The organism is Nocardia xishanensis NBRC 101358 (genome assembly GCF_001613365.1).
Lineage (GTDB): Bacteria > Actinomycetota > Actinomycetes > Mycobacteriales > Mycobacteriaceae > Nocardia > Nocardia xishanensis.
In genome coordinates this window covers 33072-58855 of the sequence record NZ_BDCF01000032.1, presented here as the reverse complement: position 1 = coordinate 58855, position 25784 = coordinate 33072, and the positions used below count along the sequence as shown (strand labels likewise).

Below are 25784 nucleotides of genomic sequence, written 5' to 3'. Positions count from 1 at the left end.
GGACATCGTCCGACGGCATGTTCGATACCGATCCGGGTAGGCGAAAAAGGGGAGGACGCACCGGAGAGGAGGTGTTCGTGATGATGGACATGGACATGGGCATGCTCGGCCAGCTCATGGGGATGCTGACCGGCTGGTTGAGCAGCATATTTCCCGGCATGCCGATGATGATGTGACGCAGGCATCGACGGAAGAGGTCGATGGCGGACTGGCAGCCGAACCGCAGGGGGATCCGAGGGGGTTTCCATAGCAGGCCCCGGCGAGCAAGCGCAGGTAGACAGGTCCTTCGCCGCAACAGGTGAAAGTGGATCGGCTACCGGCTTATGCTTGGAGCACAACTAAGGAGGGCGGCCGGGGCCGCGGATCGTGGCTCGATCGCGCGACGCCGATGGCCGAAGTACCGGACCGGCCGCAGGCTGGATTTCTCCAGACGAGCACAGCCCCACGCGGTTCTCGGTTGAATCGCACCGACCAGGTGACGCCTGGCGTCGTCGGGTCGACAGGTGGGACACCATCCCGTTGGGAGGTTCTGCGATGTCGACGAAAATCGTTGTGCGGTCCGGCGTCGGGCGAACACACCACTACATGCGCGACAAGCGGCGGCCAGGGGGACGCTCGGTGGCCATGCGCGGCAGCTGCGTCGTGATGGTGGTGGACGGCGAACTGGATCTCGCCGGGCTTCCCGAATTGTGCGCCGCACTCGACGCCATTCCCGAGCGCGGCTGTAGTGCCGTCGTCGTCGACTTCCGCGCCACTCGTTTCGTCGGGATACGCGCCGCCCTCGCGTTGGGGGAGTACAAGCGGCAGCTCGCCGAACACGGTGTCGACCTGCGTCTGGTGTCGGGTCACGCCGAGATCGACCGGGTGCTCGACCTGGTCGGCGTGCGGGCGATGTTCTGCTATTACGTCAGTCTGGACGAAGCGCTGGGACCGTGAGCCGCCCGCGCTGAATCCGCTCGAAGCGGGTGCGCTTCGTTTTCTGGACGGCCTTCCGCCGAGACTTCGTTCTCCGTGTTGTGGGGTTCCGCCGCGTGTTGACAGGCTCGATAACGGTGGTCTTGTCGCGTCTTCGCCGTGGCTGTCGCCGACATGTCGATCCCGCGCGGCCCAACGCCCGGGCCGTTCCAAGGAGTTGCCATGCTCGAGACGAGCCGGTGGGCATCCGATCCGACGTCGGTGCCTTCCATCGAGCGGCCCACCGCCGCGTTGCGTGATCTGCACGCGGTCCTCCGAGAACTGGCGACGGGCTTTCCTCCGGGTGTGCTCGTCGGGCTCACGGTCCGCTCCGGTGACGAGATCGGGATCAGGGCGTGGTCGTCGCCGCGGGCGAAGCTGGCCGAGGAAGCGCAGCTGATCAGCGAGACCGCGCCGAACCGGCTGGCGCTGCGCGACGAATCCGCCGTGACCGTCGCCGATCTGGATGCCGAGATCCGCTGGAGCGAGTGCCGTGCGCAACTGCGTCTGCTCGGTCTGCGTTCACTGCACTGCCGCAAGGTGGCCGGAGCCAACGGCCGCGTCGCGGTGCTCGCCCTCTACGCCGACCGGCCGAACGTCTTCGCAGACCTGGGCGGCGCGCTGAACCCCGCGTGCCGCGAGATCGCGGCGATGCTGGACGGCGGACAGTGACCTGTCAGTCGTGCAACGTGGTCTGCGGCGAGACGCCGTAGGCCTCGCGGTAGGCGCTCGCGAACCGGCCGGGATGCGCGAAACCCCAGTCCGCGGCGACGCTTGTGACGGTCTGCCCGCTGCCGGGCCCGGTCGCGCGCAACTGCTCGTGCGCGCCGGCCAACCGCACCTTTCGGAGATACGACATCGGCGTCGAATCCAGATGCCTGCGGAACGCGAGCTGGACGGCACGGATGGTCACGTACGCGCCCGCCGCGATGTCGGCCACAGTGATCGGCTCGTTCGCGTGCGCCTCGATGTAGGCGATGGCGCGGCGCAGGGTGTCCGGGTGGGCGTCCCTTCGGTCGACGACCGTCGGATTCGGCGACGCGTTGTTCGGGAAGGCCTGCAAGACGCCCGCCGCGAGACACTGACCGGCCGAGGCGGCGATGAGCGGAGATTCGCGCGCCTCGGGCACGTCGAGAACGTGCTGGTGCAGCCACCGGATCACCTGACGCAACTCAGCGACCGCGGTGTCGGAGACCGGACGATGATGCGTCAGGCGTACCAGCCCGGCTCCGCGGCCTGGGATCGCCGCGGCGACCTGGGTGAGCAGCGCAGGGTCGAACATGGTGAGCCGGTAGCGCGCGCCGCGCACAACGCCGGAATACGGTTCGTCCGGCGGCGCGATGAGCGCCAAGTCCCCGGACACGAAGGTGTCTGTCGAGCCGTCGGCGAAGGTTTCCTCGATGGCGCCGCTCTCCATATCGCACAGGCACACGCGGCCGAGCGGGTCGGCGCGGTAGGCCATGTCGAATCCCAGCTCCAGCTGGTCGACGCTGATCGTGCCGAGCACGTCGCGGGCGACCTTCGTGCGCGTCCGCCCCTGACTGCTGCCGATCCGCATCTTGGTGTAGGCCGCGTTCAGCATCGCCTCGGTCGCGTCGAGATCCTCGCTGTCGAAAACGAACGTGTCCATCGCTGCTCCGCCTCGGCCGTGCCCGCAGGTGGGCGACTGCATCGAACGACGCCCGCGGCGGCTCGGCGCGCGAACGCACCGGGGCGAGGACTACCAATCTAGCCCGATTCCGGTACGACCGTCTCGGCGTGGCCGGGTCGGCGTCGCCGCGACGGTGCTCGTCAGGGTTGCGGGTTGTCCGGCGGGGCCGGACGCGGGAGCTCGGGACGAGCGGTCAGGACTTCTTCCTCGTCAGCGAGCGGTTCGGGATCGCGCCACTCCTCGCCGCGAACCGATCGGTTGCTGCGCAGCGCGCCCTGCAATTCGTGCGCGAGCTCGTCGTCGCGCTTCGGCCCGTGCTTGCTGTTACCGCGTTCCATGCTGTCCTCCTTTCCGTGCTCATCGGTGCCGCAGCGGCGGTCCGTCGCCCCAGCACCCGTCCTCGTCGCGGGCAGCGTCGGGTAGGCCACGATCGGCAGCGCGTCGCACGCGTGCCGGTTACCCAGCGTCGCGGCAGCGAATCCCCGCGCGAGCGATACTCACCAGTGCACCGAGCGCGCCACGACGCCGGTGTGTGTCCGGTCGGCCTCGCGCGAGGCCGTCTGGGCCGTGGCGAACGCGGAAGCCGCACCGCGGCGGACGAATTCGGTCGCCGAGACGACCGCGTGCCGCACCGCGTTCTCCGGCTCGGCGCCCTCGGACATGGCGACGGTCGCGGCGGAGGCGAACCGGTCTCCTGCGCCGCAGGTGTCCGCCGCGGCCGGAGCGCGGCGCTCGGCCGGGATCGGCACATGCAAGACGCTCGGCCGAAAGCGGCGATACAACACCGCGCCGTCCGCACCGAGCGTGATCGCGACCGCCCGCGCCGCCCAGCGATCCGTCAGTACCTTCGCGCGGCCCGCGAAATCCGGCCGATCGGGGACGAAGCGCTCGGCCTCGTCGCGGTTCGGGGTGATCAGCGCGGCGCCGCGCACCGGCTCAGGGCCGCGAGGATGCGGATCCCAGACGACCGGCACCCGACGGGCCCGCTCCTCGACCAACGCCCGGATTTCCGGGTGCGCTGCGGCGCCGCGGCCGTAGTCGGCGACCAGAACGGCGCAGGCCGAGGCGATGGCCGTCCGCGCGTCCGCGGTGACGGAATCAGGGGACACCCGCCCGTCGCCGAAGTCGAGGCGAGTGACCGGAACGGGCACGCCGTCGGGGCTGGCTCCCGCGCACGGACCGACCGCACGCACGCGCTCCTTGCAGACCGTGCTGCCCGCGAACGGCAGCGGGACGAGGCGAACGCGTGACGGCATCGCCGCGCGGAGCCGTTCACCCGCCGGATCGTCGGCGACGCCGGTCACCAGCACCACCTCGGCGACGTCCTGGACGCCGAGCAGCGCGGCGAGTCCCGCGCCGCCGGGGCGAAACGATCGCGCGGTGACGTCGACGACCGGGACGTGCCCGTCCGGGCTGTACCGGTCCGCGCGGCCCTCGACCTCGATGTCGAGCAGCGCGTCGCCCACCACGACCAGCGGGCCCCCGGATATCACGAATCCGTCCCGAGCGCGGCCTCCAGCGCCGTGCACAGCGCGTGTACCAGCACCAGGTGCATCTCCTGCACGGTGGAGACGGCATCGGCTTCGATCGGGATCGCGTCGTCGCACAGCGCGGCGAGGGTGTTGGGGGACGGTCCGGTCATCGCCCAAGTGGCGAGGCCGATTTCGTGTCCGGTCTTGGCCGCGGCGACGACATTCGCGCTGGAGCCGCTGGTGGACAACGCGATCAGGACATCACCGGGGCGGCCGTGGGCGCGCAGCTGTCTGGCGAACATCTCGTCGGACCCGTAGTCGTTGACTATCGCGGTGAGACTGGAGGTTTCGGCGTGCAGGGAGATGGCGGACAGCGGTCGGCGTTCGGCGCGAAAGCGGCCGGTGAGTTCGGCGGTCAGATGCTGCGCTTCGGCGGCGCTGCCGCCGTTGCCGCACACGAACAATCGCCCGCCGCGGTCGTAGACGACGGCGAGCTGCTCGCCCCAGGACAGCACCCGGGCCACCGCGGGCCGGATATTGCGACCGAGCGCCGAGACGAGCGCGTCGAAGTGTTCTTCCAGTTCGGCCGAAGCGGGCCTGCCATGCCGATTCGCTGCGCCGTTCACGATGGATATTCCTTCCTCCTCGCGCCCGCGCGCCGTACTGGTCGGTCACCACGCCGGTGCGGATATCGGCGCGGCGTAGTCGCCGCCACTGTTCGAGCGCCTCCGGCATCGACCGGACCGGTGCGGGGCCGGGCGAGACCGGTGGTGTCGGTGATGGAGTGTCGTGAAACGACACTGAGGCGGGACGTGCTGTCCGGCTCGGCGAGGGGCATAACCGCTCCGCGCTTGCTGACCTCCTCGTTTCCGCAGGGTATGGCGGTGCGGGCACCGCCTTGTCTCGGACATGCCCCGGCCGAGCACTTCGAAACCGTCGAACGGAAGCGGTTCTCCATACGCCTGGTGGAGGGCGCTTTTCGGCTCACGCGCCCCGTTGCTCGAGATCATCTTCGGCGCCGAGTGAGCGCTCGATGCCGGCCAGCTGTGCCACCGCGGCGACCACCGCGCCGTCCTCGATCTCCTCCAGGCACGGATGACCTGGCACCGGGCAGGTGCGCGCCCGCGAGCCCGCGCACGCCGCGGACCGGTCGCCGAGCAAGATCGTCGGCACACCGTGCGGCGCCCAACGGCACGCGGGAACCACGGGGGCGAACAGCGAGACGATCGGCGTGCCCACCGCCGCCGCCAGATGCGCGGCCGCGGTATTGGGCGCGACGACCACGCGGGCGTCGCGCAGCACGGCCGCCAGCATCGCGAAATCCGTGGCGCCACCCAAGTCTTCGGCCACGCCCGCCGCGACGGCGGCGGTCAGTTCCTTCTCCTCCCGGCTGCCGGTGACCAGCACCCGGTGACCCGCCCGGCACAGCGCCGCGACGATCGACGCGGACCGTTCCGCCGACATGCGCCGCGCCGGGACGGCCGCGCCGGGATGGAACACCACATACCCCGGGCCGCCCGACAGCGCCCGCACGTCGGGCAGATCGGCACGGATTCGCATCGAAGTGTCGGTCGCCGGATAACCGGCCGCCCGCGCCAGTGAGACGGCTCTGACCGGCTCGGGCAGGTCCTCGTCCGGCTGATGCCGCACATCCAGTAGCGAGCCAGGGTAATCGGTGCTGATCGCGCAGATCCTGCGGACGCCCGCGGTGCGCAGCACCAGCGCCAGCGGCAGCGGCGACTGGTGGAACGAGGTGAAGATCAGCGCCTCGTCCACGCCGAGCGCCGCGATATCGGTGCGAAGATGGTCGATCGTCGTCGCGGTGACCGGCGGCGGGTCGAAATCGACCCAGCCCGCCTGGAATTCGACCACCCGATGCACGCCGGGCAGCAGTTCGGCGGCCGCCCGCCCGCGCTGCCCGGCCAGGAATGTCACTCGATCCGCCCGCGCCGCGACGGCGCGGACGGCGGGACCGGTGACCAGGACGTCGCCCGCGCTGTCGAGCCGGGCCGCCAGCACGTGCCCGGTCATGCCGGCGCGAGATGGCCGAAGTCGCTCACGGCCAGGACTGTTCGGTGGAATGGCAGACGACCATCTCCCTGATCTCGCAGCCGGGCGGCTGGGACATGGCGAACACTGCCGTGGCGGCGACGTCTTCGGGCTTGTTCAGTTCGATACCGGGCGGCGGAGCGTACCGATCGGGCCGCCCGTCGAAGAAGGCGGTGTGCATGCCGCCGGGCACGAGCAGGGTGACCCCCACCTCGCCCGCGGTCTCGGCCGCCAGCGCCCTGGTCAGCCCGACCACACCGAATTTCGAGGCGCAGTAGGCGGTGGCGTCGGGCAAGGCTTTCAGACCGAGGGTGGAGGCGACAGTGACGATCGTGCCGCGACTGGCTCGCAACGCGGGCAGCGCGGCGCGGATGACCGCGGCGGTGCCGAGCAGGTTCACCCGGACGACCCGCTCCCAGTCTTCGGTCGCGACCTCGTCGAGCTTGCCGCAGGAGTCGACGCCCGCGGCGGTGAACACCGCGTCGAGCCGTCCGCCCGCGCGGTCGATCAGGGTACGGACCGCGCGCTCGGCGTCTTCGGAATACGCCAGATCCGCGTATTCCCAGATGACGTCGGAGTCCGGTTTGTCGCGGTCGATCACGAGCGCGACGCCACCCGCGGCGTGTACGGCGTCGACCGTCGCTGCGCCGAGGCCGGACGCGCCGCCGGTGATCAGAACGGTGCCGAGCCGGTTGTTCGTCGGTTGACTCACGAGAGGTCCTTTCGGAGGTCGATGACGGAGGTCAACCGGCGGCCGCGAACTTGGTGGCCGACGGCGCCGGGATCACGCGCTGGTATGCGGTCAGGGTTTCGTCGGCGACGCGATCCCACGAGTAGCGCCCGCGCGCCCGCTGATATCCGGCCGTGCCCCAGTCGCGGCGCAGCGCGTCGTCGTCGAGCAGCGGGCGCAACGCCCGCGCCACCGGGCCCGGTTCCGGTGGGCTGACCAGGGTTCCGGTGACGCCGTCGATCACCGTGTCGAGCAGTCCGCCCACCGCGCTGGCCACCACGGGGCGGCCGCAGGCCATCGCCTCCAGCGGCACCATTCCGAACGGCTCGTACCACGGCGTGCACACGACCACGTCGGCCGAACGCAGCAGCGCGGGCATGGCCGCACGAGAGACTTGCCCGAGCAGACGCACGCGGTCGTCGACCCCGGCCTCGGTCGCCACCTGCTGTAGCCGCCGCGCTTCCGCGCCGGTCGGGTCGTTGCCGTCGGCGGAGCCGCCCGCGATCAGCAATTCGACGTCCGGCAGCTGCGCGAGCGCCCTGATGGTGGTGTCGAAACCCTTGCGGGGCACCAGCCTGCCCACCGAGACCAGCCGGTGGCGAGCGCCGCGCCGTTCCGACGGGCCGTGCGGACCGAATCGCGTGAGGTCGACGCCGCACGGCACGACGGTGGCGCGCGCGTGCGGAAGACCCATGCGGACGAGTTCCTCGACTTCGTCGGTGCACGTGGCGATCACATGGTGGGCGCGTTGTGCGACCAGCCTTTCGAGCTTGATGCGCGAGGGTGGGCTGGTGTCCGCTTCGCCCTGATAGCGGCGCTTCACGGTGCCGAGCGCGTGGAAGGTCAGCACCACCGGGATCCGGAGCTCGCGGGTGGCGGCCAGCTCCGCCGCGACCGCGGACATCCAGAAGTGCGCGTGCACCAGATCGGGACGGTGCGTCGACCAATGTTCGTGCAGGAAGGTCGTGAATTCGCCGAGATGGGCCAGGATGTCGTCCTTGGGAATAGGTTTCGGCGGACCGGCCGGCACGTGGACGACTCGATAACCGGCGTCGGTGGTGATCGTGGTGTCGATCGCCGGATCGTCGCGACGGGAATACACCGTGACGTCGTGACCGCGCCGGGTGAACGCGGCCGCCAGCTCGCCGACGTGCACGTTCTGGCCCCCCGCGTCGACGCCGCCGAGCTGGGCGAGGGGGTTGGCGTGCTCGGAAACCATGGCGATCTTCACGAGATACTCCCTTTCCGTCGGCGCCCGGCGGAACATCCGGCGGCGGCGGATCGAGGCGGTCCGCCGCGTGCGGCGATGATCACGGCGCTTCCATGTGCGGCGCTTACCCGCTTTGTCCATGACCAATCGACAAGGCGGATCGAGTGGCGCGTGCGGGAGTTCGGACGCACCGCTTCACCGGCCGCGAATCCGATCGATCATCGCCGAGGTCGAATGGTCGGCGAGGTAGCCGAGGACACGGACCTCGCCGCCGTAGGCGCGCACGATCGGCGACTCGGGCAGCGTCTCCGGTTGGTAGTCGCCGCCTTTGACGTACAGGTCCGGTTCGGTCGCCCGCAGCAGCTCCGCCGGTGTGTCCTCGTCGAAGATCGTGACGTGATCGACGCAGCGGAGGGCGGCCAGCACCGCGCAGCGGTCGCCCTCGGCATTCACCGGGCGGTCCGGACCTTTCAGCCTCCGGACGCTGCGGTCGGAATTGACCGCGACGACCAAGATGTCGCCGAGCCGCTTGGCCTCGTCCAGGTAAGCGATGTGTCCGGCGTGCAGCACGTCGAAACAGCCGTTGGTGAACACGATCCGCGCACCGGCCGCCCGATGCCGACGGAGGGTCTCGACCAGCAGGCCGCGCGGCAGAACCGCCTCGCTACCTCGGTCGGCGCCGCCGTCCGATTCGATGGCATCGCTCATGGCGTCCTTCCGACCGGCCGGATCTCCGCTCTCGCGATTCCACGCGCCGTGCTCGCTAAACACCGAGCGCGATCTAAGCGCTTCGAATTGAGAGATTAAGTGGAGTCGCTTAACGTCGGTTCATGAGCATCAGATATCCGAGGGCCGACCCGGCGATCGAACGCGGGAACCGGTATGGGTTTCAGTGATGGACCGATCACCCAGATCGCGTGGGTGACCGACGATATCGAGAAGGCGGAACGCTTCTTCGTCACGCAATACGGCGTGCGGAAATGGACACGCATCACCGGCGTCGAATTCGGCCCGCGCACATGCACCTACCGGGACCGTCCCGCCGATTTCACCGCGCACATCGCGCTGTCGTACCTCGACGACATGCAGCTCGAATTGATCGAACCGGTCCGCGGGGAAAGCATCTATGCAGACTTCCTCGCCCGCTGCGGCCCCGGCCTGCACCACGTGTGCTTCGAACCGGCCGACTTCGACGCCGCCGTCGCCGCGGCCGCGCGCGACGGCCTTCCGGTGCTGCAAAGCGGCGACATAGGCGGGGACATGCGTTTCGCCTACATCGACGGCGCCTCCGAGGGCGTGCCGTACATCGAACTCGCCGACATCGGCGACGGCATGCGCGCGTTCTTCGCCGAGGTGAAGCGCTCGGCGTCCTGACTCGAGCTCAAAGATTCTCGGCTCGTAGCGCTTTCGTCGCCTCCAAGAGCAGGTCGAGCGCGTGGTCGACCGTCTGGTCGAGGACGCGGTCCGGGTCGCCGTCGAACGTGCGGTGCTCGGCGCGCACCTCGCCGCCGGTGGCCACCGCGAACCAGACCGAGCCCGCGGGCTCGCCGTCCTGCGGATCGGGTCCGCCGACTCCGGTGACCGCGACCGCTGCGGTGGCGCCCACGAGCGCGCGCACGCCGGTCGCCATCGCGCGGGCCGCGGTCTCCGAGACGACCGGCACGTCGGGCACGTCGAGCAGCCGGTGTTTGACGTCGGGGTGATAGGCCACCACACCGCCGCGGAACCAGTCGCTCGAGTCCGGCGCGGCGCCGAGCGAGCAGGCCAGCCGGCCGCAGGTGAGCGATTCGGCGACCGCGATGGAGAGGCCGTGGTCGAGGGCGAGTCGCGCGAGTTCGGCGGCCCGCTCGTCTGCCTGCGTCACGAGCTTCGCCTCCTGTGTCCGGGGTCCGGTCCGACGTTACCGGCGCGCCGCGCCCGGCGAACATCGGCCCCCTGGCGCTGTTTCGATCGCGGCGAACCGGGAAATCGGCGGTAACTGGCTGCTCGTAGGGGGCGGCTCGGACCCGGAGGTGATGCCCATGACGCCTGCACGGTCGGGAACTGCGAGCTGGTCGCGCGGGAGGGTGGCGTGGTTCGACGCACCGAAAGGGTTCGGATTCATCGAACCCGCGTCGGATCCACGCGCATTGGTGTACGTGGACTATTCGAGTATCGAGATGGTCGGCTATCGCACCCTCGTCGAGGGGCAGCCGGTCGCGTTCATCCGATCGCGGGAACGGCCCGAGGCCGTTGTCGTGCGTGTGCTGGCCGAGGGCGTCCGAAAAGGGCGAGTGGCGGCCTGAGCGCGAGCGCTCGGACGGGCCGGCGGCAGTGGCCGGCCTGTCGGCGTTCGCGTGCAAGGACGTTCGCTCCTGATGCCGACTTCCGTACCACTTCGCGTCGGGGTTGGCCCGGTCCGCCGGACGTGGTCCTCGCCGTTGAGGTCCGTCGTCGCCGTTGACGATGCCGGCAGTCGGATGTCCTGCCCCGGTCGTTCGCCGGACCGCTGATCTGGCCCCGTCCTGGATCAGTGGCCGACATGGTTCGGATACCCCGTGTGCGGCAAACGAATCCCGGCAGAGGCACGCTTCCGCGCTGGTCGACACGCGCGGTCGGGCGCCGACACGCCGCGCTTGCGGGCGGGCTCCGATTAGCTGGATCATTGCCATCGCTACCGTTATCCTCCGAGGCAATCGGTCGCTCAGCCGGTTCCACGCCGGTGCACCGCGGTGATCGACGTGCCCGGGAGGATTGCTGTGGTCGAACGGCCGAGCGCAGACGGCGACCGGCATACGGTGCGTCCGCCGACATTCGGCGGATTGCTTCGGCAGCTGCGCGACGACCGCCGCATCTCCCGCGAGAAGCTCGCCACGGTCACCGGCATGAGCGCCAGCTACGTCACCCACCTGGAGAAGGGCGAGCGCGATCATCCGACGCGGTCGGTCGTCGAGGCGCTGGCCCGCTCGCTGGACGGGGTGCACGCCTTGAGCCGAGCCGAGCGCAGGCACCTGTTCGATCTGGCGGGACTGGTCGACACCGTGATCCCCACCGTGGCCCAGTTGCGCGCCGACATCACCCCGGCGATGCGGCACGGCCTGGAGTTGCACGGCCTCAATCCGGCGGGCTATGTCGACTCCCGCTGTAACCTGTTGGCCTGCAACGCCGTCGCCTCCGCCATTCTGCACGGCCTGCCCGAAGGCGCCAATCTGCTGCACTGGATCTTCGGCGATCCGGTGGCCGCGGACGTCCTCGTCGACTGGGAAGAGGCCGCGCGCCTCTCGGTCGCGACGCTGCGTGCGCGCATGGGCCGCACACCGCCGGGCGAATGGTCGGCCGCGCTGCTCGACGAGCTCGGCAGGTACCCGGACTTCCGCCGCATGTGGGGCGACGGTGTGGTGGATTTCGCCGACGCCTCGGCGGTCCTGCGTCTGCGCGAGCGCGCGAACGGCCGCCCGATCGTCGTCGACTTCCAGATGTACGAGGTGGATACCGGAGGCTATCCGGGGTGGGTCCGCTTCTTCGTCGGCCTGCGCCGCGCGGTCTGACGGGCGCGGCCGAACCGAGTCCGCCCGCGCACTGTGCGTGCGCAGGGCGGAGCTACGTCGATGATCTTCGAGGCGGGGCGCTCGGTCAGCTCGGCGTCGGCGGCCGGCCGACGGCGCGCGACGGATCGATGACCGCGAACACCTCGCCCTGCTGTCCCCGGAGCACGCCCATCCTGCCGAAGGGACTGTCGTCGGGTCCCGCCAGCACGGCGGCGCCGAGCTCGGCCGCCTTGGCGAGCGCGGCGTCGGTGTCGTCCACTTGGAACCAGGCCAGCCAATGCGGGGGCGCCTCGGCCTGCCGTCCTTTGGTGTCGTCGTTGAAGCCGCCCGCGACATCGCTGCCGGACGGCACGGTGAAGGTCGAGTAGACGAAGTTCTCGCCGTCGCCGATCTCCTGGTAGGTGTAGCCGAAGACCGAGGAGTAGAACTGCTGCGCCTGCTGGTATCCGGGAGTGTGCAGCTCGTTCCAGCAGTACGCGCCGTGCTCGTTGTAGATCTGCGCACCGGTGTGCCGCTTGGCTTCCCACACGCCGAAGGCCGCGCCCGTCGGGTCGGTGGCGATGAACATACGGCCGACATCGAGCACGTCGAACGGCGGCATCAGGACGGTGCCGCCCGCGGCGGTCACCTTCTCGGCCACGTCGTCGGCGCGATCGGCGGCCAGGTAGGTCGTCCACACCGAAGGCATCGCCATGTTCTCCGGCTTGGGTCCGATGCCCGCCGCCGGCGATCCGTTGCGCATCGCCATCAGATAACCGCCCGCGTCCGGCGGGCCCGCCTCGATCTCCCAGCCGAACAGCGCCGAGTAGAACTCCTTGGCTCGGTTCGGGTCGTCGACCTGGCAGTCGACCCAGCACGGCGTGCCCTGCGGCCAAGCGGTGTCACGGGTAGGCATATCCGTTCCTCCTACTGATCGACGATCGATGAGTGGATATCAGCATTGCCCTGGCAACCGGTCAGTCACCCAGGGTAAACCGATCCGTGCGAGGGCTGGGGGAATGCGCCGTGAACCGAATCCGCGAATGGCTGGCTCAGGCGGGCAGTTCCAGACCGCGTGCGAGCACCGGCCACGACGCGATCAGCGCGTCGAGCCAGTAACCCCAGGAGTGGGTTCCGGTCGGCGGGAAGTCGTACGTCGCGGGGATGCCGAGCGCGTTCAGCTTGCTTTGCAGATTGTGGCTGCAATAGTTCACGCCCGCCTCGATCAGGCCGCCGAGGAGGGCTTGGTTCACCAGTCCGCCGACGCCCGGCGGCGTGAACGGGCCGTTGAGCGTCTCGTATGGGCCGGGCAGCCCGCTGCCGCTGGAGATGAACAGCTCCACTCCGCGCAACTGCTCGGCGTTCAGGTACGGATCGTTGGCCGCCCACATCGGATCGCCCTCCGGTCCGTACATGTTGTCGGTATTGCCGCCGCCCCACAGTCCGACGGCCAGATTGACGAACGAGTATCCGATCGTATCGCTGATCTGCGCGCACCCGCTGTAGGCCGCCGCCGCGCGGTAGAGGCCGGGCGCGGCGATCGGCAGTTGCAGCACCGAGGTGCCCGAAGTCGACAGTCCCGCAATGGCATTGAGCCCGTTGGTGCCGAGCGCACCGTCGATCAGCGGCGGCAGTTCCTTGTTGAAGAAGGTCTGCCACTTGTTCACGCCCAGTTTCGGATCCGGGGCCCGCCAATCCGTGTAGTAGCTGAACGCGCCGCCGATGGGCTGAACGACGTTGACGTCCTTGCTGCTCAGGAATTCCAGCGCCTGCGGGGTGCGGGCATCCCAGTTCGCGGTGCCCTCGCCGCCGTCCGCGCCGGAGAGCAGGTACAGAGTCGGGCGTGGCGCCGACGTGTCGGCGGGGCGCTGCACGGTGACGGTGACCGGCTTGTCCATGGCCGCCGAGTACACGTTCAACCTCAGGTGCCGGTCGTCCTCGATGGTGAAATCCAGTATGCGCGAACCGTCCGCCGCCACCGGGCGGGCCAGCAACGCGCCGTTCGCGATGATCGGATCGGCGTGCGCCGTGCCGGGAACGAGCGTGCCGAGCAACGCCGCGGCGACCGCCGCGAGCACGCTAGAGTGCCTGCCGAGCGCTCGCCGCTCCATGGTGTACCTCCGTGACTCGTCCGGGTCCGTCGCACACTGTCAGGCACACCGTACTGGCTGACGAGTAACCACTCGGCTATCTCCGCGCGGCGCGCCGCACGTCTCAGTGCCCGGTCAAGCAGTCGACGAACAGGGCGGTGGCGGGTCGCGTGTCGTCGCTGCGCCACGCGACGGCCAGTTCGGCGGGCGCGAGTCCGTCGACCGGGCGATACACCAGTCCGGGCCTTCGGTAGAGTTCGGCGTTGCCCGCCGCGACCAAGGCGACGCCCAGACCGGAGGCGATGGCCTCGAAAGTCTCGTCGGCGCCGGTGGCTTCGGCGCCGATACGGACCGGATGACCGTCGCGTGCCTCGATCGCCAGCCAGTGATCGCGCAGCGACCCGGCGGCGCTCGGCAGGGCGACGAACGGCTCGTCGAGCAGATCGGCGAACGCGATCGTGTCGCGGTCGGCGAGCGGGTGCCCCTCGGGCAGCATCACGCCGCGGGCTTCGCGCCGCAGGACCCTGGTGCCGAGCCCGTCGAGCGGAATGGGCAGCCAGACGATGCCGACATCGCTGGAGGCGTCGGCGAGCCCGGCCGTCGGATCCGACCAGCCGACCAGGCGCAGCGAGACGGTCCAGTCCGGCGCGGTCGCGCGGAACCGGGTGATCGCGCGGCGCTGCAGGTCTCGTCCCACCGCGGTCTGCATGCCGACTACGAGGGTCAGCTGGCGGCCGATCGTCTGGGCGCGCGGGTAGGCGCGATCCCATCGTTCGAGGATTTCGCGCGCGGTCGGCAGCAGCTCGGCGCCCTGCGCGGTGAGCGTGACGCCGCGTGGTGTGCGGTCGAACAGATCGAAGCCGAGACGGCGTTCCAGCGCCCGGATCTGCTTGGACAGCGCCGGTTGCGAGACGAAGACGCGCGCCGCGGCCCTGGTGAAGTTGGCCTCCTCCGCCACCGCGACGAGGTAGCGCAGGTCCCGCAGATCGACGTCCATAACGGTTGGTTATACCAATATGACTTGGACGGCAGCGGGCGTCATCGGCGAGAGTGGTGCCATGACCAAGATCCCCGTCCGCCGGCTCGGCGAAATCCCGGTGTCCGCAGTCGGTTTCGGCGCGATGGTGCTCTCGCCGGGCATGTACGGAGCCGTCGACGACGACCGCGGCCTCACCGCGCTCCGGCACGCCTTCGACCAGGGCGCCACGCTCGTCGACACCAGCGACGGCTACGGCGCCGACGGCCACAACGAACAACTGATCGGCCGCGCGATCCGCGGCCGCCGCGACCAGGTCACCGTCGCGACCAAGTTCGGCTTCCGTATCCCCGAAGGCGCCGCGGCGCACAAGTTTCCGGTGGGCTTCGCTTTCGGCGAGCTGGCCGTCAACGCCGAGCCGCGCTACGTGCGCGGCTACGCCGAGCAGAGCCTGCGCAACCTCGGCACCGATGTGATCGACCTGTACTACCCGCATTTCCCCGATCCCGAGGTGCCGATCGAGGACACCGCGGGTGCGGTGGGCGAGTTGGTCGCCGACGGCCTCGTACGCTACCTCGGCCTGTCCAACGTCACCGCCGAGCAGCTGCGCCGCGCGCACGCCGCGCATCCGGTCCAAGCGGTGCAGGCGGAATGGTCGATGTGGCGTCCGGTCGATCCCGAATTGCTGGCGACGGCGCGGGAGCTGGGTGTCGGCGTGGTCGCGTGGAGCCCGCTCGGCGCCGGATTCCTCACCGGCACGGTCGATCGCGTCGGTGACGACGATTTCCGCGCCAATCTGCCCCGGTTCGACGCGGCCAATCTCGCGGCGAACAACGATTCCTACGCCGCGCTGCACGGGATAGCTACCGAACTCGGCATCAGCCGAAGCCAGTTGGCGCTGGCCTGGCTGCTGCATCAGGATCCGCACGTGGTCCCGATCCCGGGTAGCCGCACGCCCGCGCACATCGAGGACAACCTGTTCGCGGCGAACGTCGGTCTGCACGCCGACACCCTGCGTCGCATCGATGAGGTTCTCGACAGCGTGCAAGCGGTGGGGGCGACGCTGCTGGAGAACTGATCCCGGCGACCGCGGCGATCGTCGTCGCGCTCGCGGTCTGCGCCGGTTCATGATTCGATGGGACATCCTTATCCCGGGCGCGTCCACCCCGACGCGCCGCCGGGATTCGCGATGCGGCAAATCCATGGTTTTGCCGTCAACGACGCATCGACTATGAATGTGGGGTGTTGTTCACACTCGTGATCACTTGCCTGCCATCGGATCTCCACGGTCGGAGGTCGATTTGACCATAGAGCACCCCAACGAGGACGAGGTCACGCAGCTGGCGCGACGGGTCGAAAAGGCCCGCGGACGGCTTGCCTACCAGTTCGACCCGGCCCTGACCGAGGCGTTGTCCGAAGACGAACTACACGCCGAACGCGAACTCGCCGAGCGAATTCGCGAACAGGACCGTGGACAGCGGTGGAAAGAGGTCCAGGCCGCCGCGGTCGCCTCCGACCGCGCCAGGCACACGGCGGAGGAAATCGCGAAGGCCGATATGCGAGATTTGTTGCTCGCCCGCAAGGCGATCGCCGCGCAGCGGCGTGAATCCAGCCCGCACGCGAAACTCGCCTCGCTCTACCGGCACCGCGCCTGGTCGCTGCGCGCGCTGGCCGGTGTGGTCGGTGCGGGCATGCTGTGGTCCGCGGTGAACGTGCAGCACAACATCGCGCCGGGGGGAGCGAACGATCCGCTCTACTGGTTCAGCTATCTGCTGGAAGGGATGATCAGCGTCTGTCTGATCATCATCATGATCGGCACCAACAAGGTGGCGGAATGGGGCGTCATCGACAACCGCCGCCAGGTCGCCGCCGCCGAAATGGCGCTGCTGACACTGACCGTCGGCCTCAACACCTACCCGTACCTGCGTGGCGGCCAGTGGTACGAGGTGGCCGTGCACGCGATCGCTCCGGTGATGATCGGTGTCGCCCTGCTGATTCACGATGCCGCCAGCGCCCGGTACGGCCTCGCCATCCACCGGGCCACCGAACAGGTCCGCGAGCTGCCCGACCCGGCCGAGCAGATTCGGCGCAGTTTGCCGGCGGTTGTCAATCTGCGGGCCGCGGCCGCGGCGGCAGCGCCTGCTCCCGCGGTACGCGTCGCCGAGCGCGAGAGCGTCGAGGAGCAGTACGAGCAGCCGGAGGCGGCCACCGAGCAGATCGTTCCCGATCTGGAGGACGGCTTCGCCGAGGCCGCGCGGGCCGCGAGCAACGGCAAGGTATCCGCCAACGGGGCAGGCCCGAGCGTCACCCCGAAGAGGCCCGAGCCGAAGAAGGTCGAAAAGGCCGCCACGGCAGCCAAGGTGGACAAGCCGGCGGCCGAGCCCGCTCCCGCGCGGACGCCGGAGCCGGTGGCCGCCAAGGTGGTCGTCCGGCAGACCCCGCCACCGCCGACCAAGCCGATCGAGATCGACAAGCCGGCGGCGGCCCGCCCGGCCAAGGAGAACAAAGACAAGGCGACGAACTCCAAGGAACGCAACGCGGCGCCGCCGGATCCGGACGGCGCCTTGCATGAGGTGGTTCGCTCGTCGGGCATCTACGACACCGGGCAGTTCCGCATCGCCGAGGCCCTCGAGCAGGAACTCGCCGAGATGCAGGAGGCGCGCAGGCGAGCGCGTGCCACCGCGAGGCGCTCGGCGCTCAGCTCGGACTAGCGGCCGGGGTGAGCGAGCGGCGCAGCCGCTGATCGAGTTCGTCGCGATAGAACTCGAGGAAGCCGTCCGGATCGGGTCCGGCGTTCTGGAGGACGAGATGGTCGAATCCGGCGTCGGTGTAGGTGCGGACGGCCTGGACGTAGCGCTCCGGATCGGAACCACAGGTGAAGTGGTCGCGAATGTCCTCCTCGCGCACGGTGGCGCTGGCGGCGGCGAAGTTGACCGGGTTGGGTAGTTCGCTCATGACCTTCCAGCCGGACAGCGCCCAGCGGGTCGTCTCCAGCGCGGCCTGCGCGCCGGTGTGCTCGTCGGGGGCCCAGGCCAGCGGCACCTCGGCGTAGCGCGGCCCCGTTCCGCCGTTCTCGTGGTAGTGCCGGACGATCTCCGGGTCGGCGTCGGTCGCGAAAAGGCCGTCGCCGAATTCGGCCGCCAGCTTGGCCGACGACAGGCCGCCCGCCGCGACCGCGATCCGCGGCGGCTCGTCGGGCAGATCGAAGATCCGCGCGTCCGAGAGATGCAGGTACTGGCCCGAGTAGGAGCGATAGCCGCCGCTCCACAGCAACCGGATGATGTCGAGCGCTTCGCGCAGCATGTCGTGGCGCACCCGCACCGAGTCGGGGAACTCCAGGCCGACGATGTGCTCGTTGAGCCGTTCGCCCGAGCCGACGCCGAGGGTGAAGCGTCCGTCGGACACCAGCGCCATCGTGGCGGCGGCCTGCGCCACGATCGCCGGGTGGTAACGCAGGATCGGACAGGTCACGCCGGTGGCCATGCCGATGCGCTCGGTACGGGCCGCGACGGCGCCGAGCACCGTCCAGGCGAACGGTGAGTGCCCTTGATTGTCGAGCCAGGGGTGGAAGTGGTCGCTGATCTCGACGAAATCGAAGCCGGCGCGCTCGGCCTGCACGGCCTGGCGGATCAGCTCGGCGGGACCGAAACCCTCTGCCGCCAGCTTGTATCCGATCTGCATCGCTACCTCCTCGACTCGATGGTGTCGCTGGTGGGCCACCGATCGCCTACCCCAGCCCGCTTCCGGCAAACGAAGCGCCGAGGCCACCCGGGGTGAACGTGATCTAGGTTTGCCTCGTTCGCGCCAGGGTAGATCCGCATCATCGCAGGTAACAGCAGATCCGCCGGGAGGTCCGATGACCACAACGGAAACCGGCGCGGGGCCCACCGGAGAGCGGAGGGTCACGTGATCGGCTACTACATCCACCACCACGGCTCGGGCCACCTGCTCCGCGCTCGCCGCATTCGCGCCTGTCTGGCGCATCCGGTGACCGCACTGTCTTCGTCGGTCTCGTCCGACGACGAGGCCTTCGACGACGTCGTCCACCTGCCTTCCGACAACCCCTCCCCGGCGATCGGCGATCCCACCGCCGCAGGGGTTCTGCAATGGGCTCCCCGGCACAACCGGGGGCTCGCAGAACGGATGGCGACGATCGCGACGTGGCTGGCGACCGCCCGGCCGGACGCGGTGGTGGTGGACGTGTCCGTCGAGGTCGCGCTGCTGGCACGACTGCACGGCGTGCCCGTCGTATGCATGGCGCTGCCTGGTGCCCGCGCCGATCCGGCCCACCAGTTGATGTACCGCGTCGCCGACCGGTTGATCGCCGGCTGGCCGCGCGATCTCTACGATCCGCTGTGGCTGCGCCCGTACGCGGACAAGACCAGCTACGTCGGCGGCATCACCCGATTCGACGGCCGCCCTCCGGTGTTCCCGCCGCACGACGGGCGGCCGACCGTGCTGGTCGTCGGCGGCGCGTGCGGCGGGACGCGCACCGCGGCGAAGGTGCGCGCCTGCGCCCTGCGCCATCGCGAATACCGTTGGCGCACCATCGGATTGGGTGACTGGGTGGACGATCCGTGGCCGGAGCTGTGCCGGGCCGACGTGATCGTGACGCACGCGGGACAGGGCGCCGTCGCCGATGTCGCCGTCGCCGCCAAACCCGCCGTCGTGGTGCCCGCGCCGCGGCCCTTCGGCGAACAAGAAGCCACCGCGAAAACGCTCGCGTCGGCGGGCATGGCGCTCACGGTGGATCGCTGGCCGGATCTCGACGACTGGCCCGCCCTGCTGGCGCGGGCGCGCGAGCTGGATACCGGCCGCTGGCGCGCGTGGCGGGCGCGCGGCGCGGCCGTGCGAGCCGCCGCGACCATCGCCGAAGTCGCCGCCGAACGGCTGCGCCGCGTCTCGTAGCGTGAATACCGCGGTCGTCGCGGCGGAGCGCGTGCACGCGCACGGCCGGGCGATAACCATCGCGTGAGCCGGGTATGCGACCACCATGACAGCGATAGCGGCCCCCGAAGCCCACCCTCTGCCCGACCCGCGCGGTGACCTGTCCGCGGCGGTGGTCGACCTGCTGCGCGGTACGCCGGGGCGGGCCGTACCGCGGCCGGGGCCGGTGGATCCGTTCGGCGAGGATCTGCTGCTCGCCCTGCACACCTGCTACGAGCTGCACTACTACGGGTTCGCCGACGTCGATTCGGGCTGGGAGTGGGATGCGGGTCTGTTGACGCTGCGCGCCGCGATGGAACAACGCCTCCTGAACGCGCTGCGCGACGCGGTCCCCGGCGGGACGGATCTCGAAGCGGAACTCGAACAGTTGCTCGTCACGCCCCTGGAAGCGAGCGGGCCCAGCCAGTTCCTGCTCGATCGCGGCGAGTGGTGGCAGATGCGGGAGTACCTGGTGCATCGCTCGCTCTACCACCACAAGGAGGCCGACCCGTACGCCTGGGCGATTCCCCGCCTGCGCGGTCAGGCGAAGGCGTCGCTGGTCGCGGTGGAATTCGACGAGTTCGGCGGCGGGCGCGGCGAACGGGTGCACGCCCGGCTGTACGCGGAACTGATGGCGGCGGCGGGACTGAATCCGGACTACCTGCACTACCTGAACGTCATCCCCGCGCCGATGTTCGCGCTGATGGACACGATCTCGCTGTTCGGTCTGCACCGGTCACTGCGCGGGGCGCTGGTCGGGCATTTCGCGACCGTGGAGATCAGCTCGCCGCCGGGTGCGCAGCGGATGGTGCAGGCGCTGCGTCGTCTCGACGCCGACCCAGCCTGCACCCTGTTCTACCGCGAGCACGTGGAAGCCGACGCGGTGCACGAACAGGTCATGCGCCGCGACGTGATCGGCGATCTGCTCGAACAGGAGCCCGGGTTGACCGAATCGGTCGTGTTCGGCATCCAGGCGACCAACCTGCTGGAGGATCGGTTCGCCGATCATGTGCTCGGCTGCTGGGAGGCGGGGCGCGGTTCGCTGCGCGATGGCGAGCCGCTTTCGGCGACGCCGGACGATTAGGTCGGCGCGATCCGGCTATCCGCTGTACGTGATGTTGATTCGACCGCCCTGGGTGTATCGCCCGCAATCGGACACCTGGCTGCTTGCCAAGGCGCTCGACGAAGCGAGCATCCCGCGCGGCGGACACGTGCTCGACGTGTGTACGGGTACCGGGGCGCTGGCGATCGCCGCCGTGCGGGGCGGAGCCGCTGCGGTCACCGCCGTGGACATCTCGCGCGCCGCCGCGGTGTCCGCGTGGTTGAACTGCCGAGTGCGGGGGATAGGGGCCGAGGTGATCCGGGGCGACTTCGCGTCGGTGCTGAGTGGACGCCGGTTCGATCTGGTCCTGGCGAATCCGCCCTACGTCCCCGCGCCGGAGCGGGAGCACCGTGGCGCCGCGCGAGCCTGGGATGCGGGCGCGCGCGGTCGCGGCGCCCTCGACCGGCTGTGCCGGATGATGCCGGGTCTACTGAATCCGCGCGGTGCGGCGCTGCTCGTGCACTCGATGCTGTCCGATCCGGACAGCACGCTGAACCAATTGCGGGACGCCGGCTTGAAAGCCGCGATCGTGGCCCGCCACACCGTGCCGTTCGGACCCGTGTTGCGTGGGCGCGCCGACTGGCTCGCCTCGAACGGGCTCATCGAACCCGGCCAGGACAGCGAAGATCTGGTGGTGATCCGTGCCGACCGCATCCGAAAGTGAGCCGAGGCGAGTCACTTTCACCGCCGACGGTCCCGCTCTCGTCGAGGGGCCAGTCGAACTGGTGACCGCCGATGGCAAGACCATTCGCTGCGACCGCTTCCAAGTCGCGATCTGCCTGTGCCGCCGGTCCAAGAACTACCCCCTGTGCGATACCAGCCACCGCAAACATCGCCGCGCCACCGCGTAGGAGGGCGGGCAGCCCATCGACAGTGACGCACGGACAGGAGGAACCATGGCCCAACAGGTCGGCGACTACGTCGTGCGGCGACTGCGCGAATGGGGTGTCGAGCAGGTCTTCGGCTATCCCGGTGACGGCATCAACGGCCTGGTCGCCGCCTTCGGGCGGGCCGACGACGACCCTGCCTTCATTCAGGCCAGGCACGAGGAGATGTCGGCGTTCGAGGCCACCGGCTACGCCAAGTTCAGCGGCAACGCCGGTGTCTGCACCGCCACTTCGGGGCCGGGCGCGATCCACCTGCTTAACGGCCTCTACGACGCGAAACTCGATCACGTGCCCGTGGTGGCGATCGTCGGGCAGACCGCGCGCAGTGCGATGGGCGGCAGCTACCAGCAGGAAGTGAACCTGCAGACCCTCTTCCAAGACGTCGCCGACTATGTGGTCGAGGTGAACGTCGCCAGCCAGTTGCCCAACGCACTGGATCGCGCGTTCCGTGTCGCCATCGCGCGCCGCGCGCCGACGGTCGTGATCATTCCCTCCGACCTACAGGAGGAGGAGTACGAGCCGCCCGAGCACGCGTTCAAACAGGTGCCGTCCAGCCCGCCGGGCGCGGCGCCGCCCGCGCAGGTGATCCCCGCGCGGGACGAGATCCGGAGGGCGGCAGAGATACTCGACGCCGGTTCGCGGGTCGCGATCCTGATCGGTCAGGGCGCTCGCTCGGCCGCCATGGAAGTGCTCGAGATCGCCGACCGCACCGGAGCGGGCATTGCGAAGGCATTGCTCGGCAAGGATGTGCTTCCGGACGATCTTCCCTTCGTCACCGGGCCGATCGGCCTGCTCGGCAGCAAGCCGAGCTACGAGCTGATGCGCGACTGCGACACCCTGCTCATCGTCGGCTCCAACTTCCCGTATTCGCAGTTCCTGCCGGAGTTCGACCGGGCACGTGCGGTGCAGATCGATATCGACGGCACCATGATCGGGATGCGGTACCCGACCGAGGTGAACCTGGTCGGCGACGCCAAATCGACTCTGGCCGAAATGATTCCGTTGGTCCAGCGCAAGACCGACCGGTCGTGGCGAGAGACGGTGGAGAAGAACGTGGCCCGCTGGTGGGAGACGCTGGAACGGCAGTCCATGCTGGACGCGCGGCCGCTGAACCCGATGCGGGTGGTCTGGGAACTGTCCGAGCGCATACCCGACAACGCCATCGTCACCGCGGATTCGGGCTCGTCGACGAACTGGTACGCCCGGTGCCTGCGCTTCCGCGGCGAGATGCGCGGTTCGCTCTCCGGCACACTGGCGACGATGGGGCCCGGGGTTCCGTACGCCATCGGGGCGAAGTTCGCCCATCCCGACAGGCCTGCGATCGCGCTGGTCGGCGACGGCGCCATGCAGATGAACGGGCTCGCCGAACTGCTCACCATCGCTCGCTACCGGAACCGTTGGCCGGATCCTCGGCTGGTGGTTTGCGTCTTTCACAACAACGATCTCAATCAGGTCACCTGGGAGCTGCGCGCGATGGGCGGCGCACCGAAATTCGAGGAATCCCAATCGCTTCCGGATGTGTCCTACGCGGAAGTCGCGCGGGTGATGGGGCTCGCCGCGATCACCGTCGACTCCGCCGACGAACTCGGGCCCGCGTGGGACCGCGCCTTGCGAGCCGACGAACCGGTGCTGCTCGACGTGAAATGCGATCCCGAGATGCCGCCCATCCCGCCGCACGCCACCTGGGACCAGTTGAAGGACACCGCGGAAGCCGTGCTCCGCGGCGATCCCGAGGCCAGGCACTTCATCGCACAGGGCGTGAAAGCCAAAGCGCAGGAATTCATGAGGAGGAGTTGAGCGATGGGTTTTCCGGAGCAGCAGCAGGAGGTCCCCGGCGTCCAGTCCAGGATGACGCCCGCGCCGGACTGCGGCGAGAACAGCTACCGCGGATCGGGCAAGCTCACCGGTAAGGCGGCGGTGATCACCGGCGCCGACAGCGGCATCGGGCGCGCCGTGGCGATCGCGTTCGCCAGAGAGGGCGCCGACGTGCTGATCTCGTATCTCGACGAGGACGAGGACGCCAAGGAGGTGGCCGACTTGGTCACTCAGGCGGGCCGCAAGGCCGTGCTGATGCCGGGCGATCTCGCCGATCCCGCGCACTGCAGGGCCGTCATCGATCGCGCCGTGCAGGAGTTCGGCAAAGTGGACGTGCTGGTGAGCAACGCGGCCTACCAGATGACCCACGAGACGCTCGAGGAGATCTCCGACGAGGAGTTCGACCACACCTTCAAGCTGAACGTCGGCGCCTACTTCTACCTCGTGAAAGCGGCACTGCCGCATATGCCTTCCGGCGCATCGATCATCGGCAGCTCGTCGGTGAACTCCGACATGCCGTCGCCGACACTGGCTCCGTACGCGGCCACCAAGGCGGCCATCGCCAATTTCTCCGCCAGCCTGGCGCAGCTGCTGGGAGAGCGCGGGATTCGGGTCAACAGCGTCGCGCCGGGGCCGATCTGGACGCCGCTGATCCCCTCGACCATGCCGGTGGAGAAGGTGACGAAGTTCGGTGACGACACACCGCTCGGGCGGGCGGGCCAACCGGCCGAACTCGCCGCGGCCTACGTGCTTCTGGCCTCCGACGACGGCAGCTACATCTCCGGCGCCCGGCTGGCGGTGACCGGCGGGCGGCCCATTCTCTGACGCCGTCGCGGGTGATCGCCGGCACAGGTGTCCGGCGATTTCTTGCGATCTCGTTTCGATAACAGCAACGCGGGTATCCAACCAGAGTCGAATTCGGTTGGAAACGAGGTAGATCGGATGGAACAGGAATCGACGGTGCGCACCGCGGACGACGACATGGCCCGGACCGACACCTACGACAACGTCGAACCGTGGTTCGAGAAGCTGGCGAGCCTGGACGCGAACGACCCGCATCGGCAGCGAGTCCGGGAGGACATCGTGCGGATGTGCCTGCCGCTGGCGGAACACATCGCGCGTCGCTTCGCAGGCCGCGGCGAGGCGTTCGACGACCTGCACCAAATCGCCCGGCTCGGGTTGGTGCAGGCCGTGGATCGCTTCGACGTCTCACGCGGCAGTTCGTTCCTGTCGTTCGCGGTGCCGACCGTCATGGGCGAGGTGCGGCGGCATTTCCGCGATCGCACCTGGTCGGTTCGGGTTCCGCGGCGGCTGAAGGAGATCCAGCAATCGATCGGGCCCGCCACCGATGTCCTCGCGCAGCGGCTCGGCCGCATGCCGACCGCGCGCGAACTCGCGGCCGAGCTCGATGTCGAGCTCACCGAGATCACCCAGGCGCTGGTCGCGAGCAACGGCTACCAGTCGAGCTCGCTGGACGCGGCGTACCGCGACGGTGAGGACGACGGTTCCACGCGGGCCGCCGTGGACTCGCTGGGCGCCGAGGAGCCGTGCTACCGGCTGCTGGAGGACGCGATGGCGGTGCGCCCGCTCATCGCCGAACTGCCGGAGCGGGAGCGGCAGGTGCTGGTGATGCGGTTCTTCGAGAACAAGACCCAGGCGCAGATCGCCGAGCGGCTCGGGGTGTCGCAGATGCAGATCTCGCGCATTCTCACCAAGACGCTGAAGACGTTGCGGGAGCGGGCGCTCGGCGAGGAGAGCGAGCACCTGGCCGCCTGATCGCCCTCACCCTCCTGGCGGGTGACCCTCGGGCAACCGGCAGCCAGCTGTCGCGGTGATCGTCATCGACCGTGCGTCGGCGAGGATCGACAGCTCGGTGTTGCTGTCCCACTGCACGCCGTCCCCGCCCTGGAAGGTGACGTGCCGGTCCGGCGACGCGCTGTCGCCGGGCAGCATGTCCGTCGCGCCGACGGACATGGCCAGGGCGTGGGCCGTTTCCTGGAAACCAGGCCACGCCTCGGCGGGCAGCGAACCATCGGTTCGGTAGCGCGGCAGCACGACGCGCCTGCCGCCGGTGTGTTCGTACGGTCCGTAGCAGGGGCCGAGTGCCCGGTCCTCGGTTCGGCTCCAGCGCAGCGCGGGATCGATCGCCGAGGCGGCCGCCGCGATCTGGTCCACGACCGCCGCGAGCTGCCGCTCGGTCTCCTCGGAAGACGGCAAATCGGTCAATTCGGCTGTGGCGGCCGCGATCTCGGCGGCGGAGGGCGGCGGTGCGGGTTCGCCGAGCAGGGTCGCGCAGCCGCCGGCTGTCAAGACCGCTACCGCCGAGACGGCGGCCAAGCGCGCAGCGGCGGTCGGCCGTCGCGGTCCGGTCATCGTCGTCTCCCACCGTCTACGCGGCCGCACGGATCGTGAGGGC

At 69.6% G+C, this 25784-nt stretch carries 29 protein-coding genes; 15 read left to right on the top strand and 14 right to left on the bottom strand.

The annotated features are described in order from the left end of the window. Positions 1-17: 17 nt before the first annotated feature. The 3 genes from NX1_RS36485 (at position 18) to NX1_RS23210 (ending at position 1626) form a co-directional block, all read left to right on the top strand. Positions 18-176 carry a hypothetical protein gene (locus NX1_RS36485; protein WP_157119978.1) on the top strand — a complete coding sequence of 53 codons (159 nt, stop codon included), beginning with the start codon at positions 18-20 and terminating at the stop codon, positions 174-176. 358 nt (positions 177-534) lie between these two features. Then, positions 535-936, top strand: a complete 402-nt coding sequence (locus NX1_RS23215; protein ID WP_068063245.1) for an STAS domain-containing protein — start codon at positions 535-537, stop codon at positions 934-936. A 201-nt stretch (positions 937-1137) separates the two neighbouring features. After that, positions 1138-1626: a hypothetical protein gene (locus tag NX1_RS23210; RefSeq protein WP_068063244.1), complete on the top strand. Its 489-nt coding sequence runs from the start codon at positions 1138-1140 to the stop codon at positions 1624-1626. A gap of 4 nt (positions 1627-1630) precedes the next feature. On the opposite strand, the gene NX1_RS23205 is transcribed toward NX1_RS23210, so the two are convergent. From NX1_RS23205 to rfaE2, 8 genes are all read right to left on the bottom strand, one after another. Continuing rightward, a complete protein-coding gene (locus tag NX1_RS23205; RefSeq protein WP_068063243.1) occupies positions 1631-2584 on the bottom strand; it encodes a helix-turn-helix transcriptional regulator in 954 nt (317 codons plus the stop codon). Positions 2585-2745: 161 nt separating this feature from the next. After that, positions 2746-2943 (bottom strand): hypothetical protein, encoded by a 198-nt coding sequence (locus NX1_RS23200; protein WP_068063241.1) that lies wholly within the window; start codon positions 2941-2943, stop codon positions 2746-2748. Between the two features lie 159 nt (positions 2944-3102). Beyond that, positions 3103-4098, bottom strand: a complete 996-nt coding sequence (locus NX1_RS23195) for a PfkB family carbohydrate kinase (protein ID WP_157119976.1) — start codon at positions 4096-4098, stop codon at positions 3103-3105. Beyond that, positions 4095-4703 carry a D-sedoheptulose-7-phosphate isomerase gene (locus tag NX1_RS23190; protein ID WP_245668640.1) on the bottom strand — a complete coding sequence of 203 codons (609 nt, stop codon included), beginning with the start codon at positions 4701-4703 and terminating at the stop codon, positions 4095-4097. Before NX1_RS23190 ends, NX1_RS23195 begins: the two co-directional genes overlap by 4 nt. A gap of 358 nt (positions 4704-5061) precedes the next feature. Continuing rightward, a complete protein-coding gene (locus NX1_RS23185; RefSeq protein WP_068063238.1) occupies positions 5062-6108 on the bottom strand; it encodes a glycosyltransferase family 9 protein in 1047 nt (348 codons plus the stop codon). A gap of 25 nt (positions 6109-6133) precedes the next feature. Then, positions 6134-6838 carry an SDR family oxidoreductase gene (locus tag NX1_RS23180; RefSeq protein WP_068063237.1) on the bottom strand — a complete coding sequence of 235 codons (705 nt, stop codon included), beginning with the start codon at positions 6836-6838 and terminating at the stop codon, positions 6134-6136. A 31-nt stretch (positions 6839-6869) separates the two neighbouring features. After that, positions 6870-8087, bottom strand: coding sequence for a glycosyltransferase (locus tag NX1_RS23175; RefSeq protein WP_068063317.1), 1218 nt, complete (start codon positions 8085-8087; stop codon positions 6870-6872). 174 nt (positions 8088-8261) lie between these two features. Continuing rightward, on the bottom strand, positions 8262-8774 hold the full coding sequence (gene rfaE2, locus NX1_RS23170) for a D-glycero-beta-D-manno-heptose 1-phosphate adenylyltransferase (RefSeq protein ID WP_245668639.1): 513 nt from the start codon (positions 8772-8774) through the stop codon (positions 8262-8264). 174 nt (positions 8775-8948) lie between these two features. Here rfaE2 and NX1_RS23165 point away from each other — a divergent pair, with 174 nt between their 5' ends. After that, the gene (locus NX1_RS23165) at positions 8949-9440 is read left to right on the top strand and encodes a VOC family protein (RefSeq protein ID WP_068063233.1); all 492 of its coding nucleotides are present in this window, start codon (positions 8949-8951) and stop codon (positions 9438-9440) included. A gap of 7 nt (positions 9441-9447) precedes the next feature. Here the strand turns inward: NX1_RS23165 and NX1_RS23160 are convergent, their stop codons facing one another. Beyond that, positions 9448-9930, bottom strand: coding sequence for a CinA family protein (locus NX1_RS23160; RefSeq protein ID WP_068063231.1), 483 nt, complete (start codon positions 9928-9930; stop codon positions 9448-9450). Between the two features lie 157 nt (positions 9931-10087). Here NX1_RS23160 and NX1_RS23155 point away from each other — a divergent pair, with 157 nt between their 5' ends. Beyond that, positions 10088-10351 carry a cold shock domain-containing protein gene (locus tag NX1_RS23155; protein ID WP_067779444.1) on the top strand — a complete coding sequence of 88 codons (264 nt, stop codon included), beginning with the start codon at positions 10088-10090 and terminating at the stop codon, positions 10349-10351. A gap of 453 nt (positions 10352-10804) precedes the next feature. Beyond that, positions 10805-11593, top strand: coding sequence for a helix-turn-helix transcriptional regulator (locus NX1_RS23150; RefSeq protein WP_084501688.1), 789 nt, complete (start codon positions 10805-10807; stop codon positions 11591-11593). Between the two features lie 85 nt (positions 11594-11678). Here the strand turns inward: NX1_RS23150 and NX1_RS23145 are convergent, their stop codons facing one another. The 3 genes from NX1_RS23145 to NX1_RS23135 form a co-directional block, all read right to left on the bottom strand. Next, positions 11679-12488 carry a VOC family protein gene (locus tag NX1_RS23145; protein ID WP_068063229.1) on the bottom strand — a complete coding sequence of 270 codons (810 nt, stop codon included), beginning with the start codon at positions 12486-12488 and terminating at the stop codon, positions 11679-11681. A 136-nt stretch (positions 12489-12624) separates the two neighbouring features. Further along, entirely contained in the window at positions 12625-13683 is a 1059-nt protein-coding gene (locus tag NX1_RS23140) for an alpha/beta hydrolase (protein ID WP_068063225.1), read from the bottom strand. A 103-nt stretch (positions 13684-13786) separates the two neighbouring features. Next, positions 13787-14659: a LysR family transcriptional regulator gene (locus NX1_RS23135; RefSeq protein ID WP_068063222.1), complete on the bottom strand. Its 873-nt coding sequence runs from the start codon at positions 14657-14659 to the stop codon at positions 13787-13789. 61 nt (positions 14660-14720) lie between these two features. On the opposite strand from NX1_RS23135, the gene NX1_RS23130 reads away from it, so the two are divergent. After that, a complete protein-coding gene (locus NX1_RS23130) occupies positions 14721-15716 on the top strand; it encodes an aldo/keto reductase (protein WP_068063313.1) in 996 nt (331 codons plus the stop codon). A 223-nt stretch (positions 15717-15939) separates the two neighbouring features. Then, positions 15940-17349 carry a hypothetical protein gene (locus tag NX1_RS23125; RefSeq protein ID WP_068063221.1) on the top strand — a complete coding sequence of 470 codons (1410 nt, stop codon included), beginning with the start codon at positions 15940-15942 and terminating at the stop codon, positions 17347-17349. Here the strand turns inward: NX1_RS23125 and NX1_RS23120 are convergent. Continuing rightward, positions 17336-18319 carry a TIGR03557 family F420-dependent LLM class oxidoreductase gene (locus NX1_RS23120; RefSeq protein ID WP_068063220.1) on the bottom strand — a complete coding sequence of 328 codons (984 nt, stop codon included), beginning with the start codon at positions 18317-18319 and terminating at the stop codon, positions 17336-17338. The genes NX1_RS23125 and NX1_RS23120 overlap by 14 nt on opposite strands. 225 nt (positions 18320-18544) lie before the next feature. Between NX1_RS23120 and NX1_RS23115 the strand changes: the two genes are divergently transcribed. From NX1_RS23115 to NX1_RS23085, 7 genes are all read left to right on the top strand, one after another. Further along, the gene (locus NX1_RS23115; protein WP_068063218.1) at positions 18545-19546 is read left to right on the top strand and encodes a glycosyltransferase; all 1002 of its coding nucleotides are present in this window, start codon (positions 18545-18547) and stop codon (positions 19544-19546) included. Between the two features lie 85 nt (positions 19547-19631). Next, the gene (locus NX1_RS23110; protein ID WP_068063217.1) at positions 19632-20648 is read left to right on the top strand and encodes an iron-containing redox enzyme family protein; all 1017 of its coding nucleotides are present in this window, start codon (positions 19632-19634) and stop codon (positions 20646-20648) included. Positions 20649-20679: 31 nt separating this feature from the next. Then, on the top strand, positions 20680-21330 hold the full coding sequence (locus tag NX1_RS23105; protein WP_084501687.1) for a HemK2/MTQ2 family protein methyltransferase: 651 nt from the start codon (positions 20680-20682) through the stop codon (positions 21328-21330). Then, the gene (locus NX1_RS23100; protein WP_068063213.1) at positions 21308-21517 is read left to right on the top strand and encodes a CDGSH iron-sulfur domain-containing protein; all 210 of its coding nucleotides are present in this window, start codon (positions 21308-21310) and stop codon (positions 21515-21517) included. The genes NX1_RS23105 and NX1_RS23100 overlap by 23 nt, the downstream gene beginning before the upstream one ends. Positions 21518-21562: 45 nt before the next feature. Continuing rightward, a complete protein-coding gene (locus NX1_RS23095; RefSeq protein WP_068063211.1) occupies positions 21563-23350 on the top strand; it encodes a thiamine pyrophosphate-requiring protein in 1788 nt (595 codons plus the stop codon). Positions 23351-23353: 3 nt separating this feature from the next. After that, positions 23354-24193, top strand: a complete 840-nt coding sequence (locus tag NX1_RS23090) for a glucose 1-dehydrogenase (RefSeq protein ID WP_068063209.1) — start codon at positions 23354-23356, stop codon at positions 24191-24193. Positions 24194-24310: 117 nt separating this feature from the next. Continuing rightward, positions 24311-25144 (top strand): RNA polymerase sigma factor SigF, encoded by an 834-nt coding sequence (locus NX1_RS23085; protein WP_068063208.1) that lies wholly within the window; start codon positions 24311-24313, stop codon positions 25142-25144. A gap of 6 nt (positions 25145-25150) precedes the next feature. On the opposite strand, the gene NX1_RS23080 is transcribed toward NX1_RS23085, so the two are convergent. Next, a complete protein-coding gene (locus NX1_RS23080) occupies positions 25151-25741 on the bottom strand; it encodes an LppA family lipoprotein (protein WP_068063207.1) in 591 nt (196 codons plus the stop codon). Between the last annotated feature and the right edge of the window lie 43 nt (positions 25742-25784).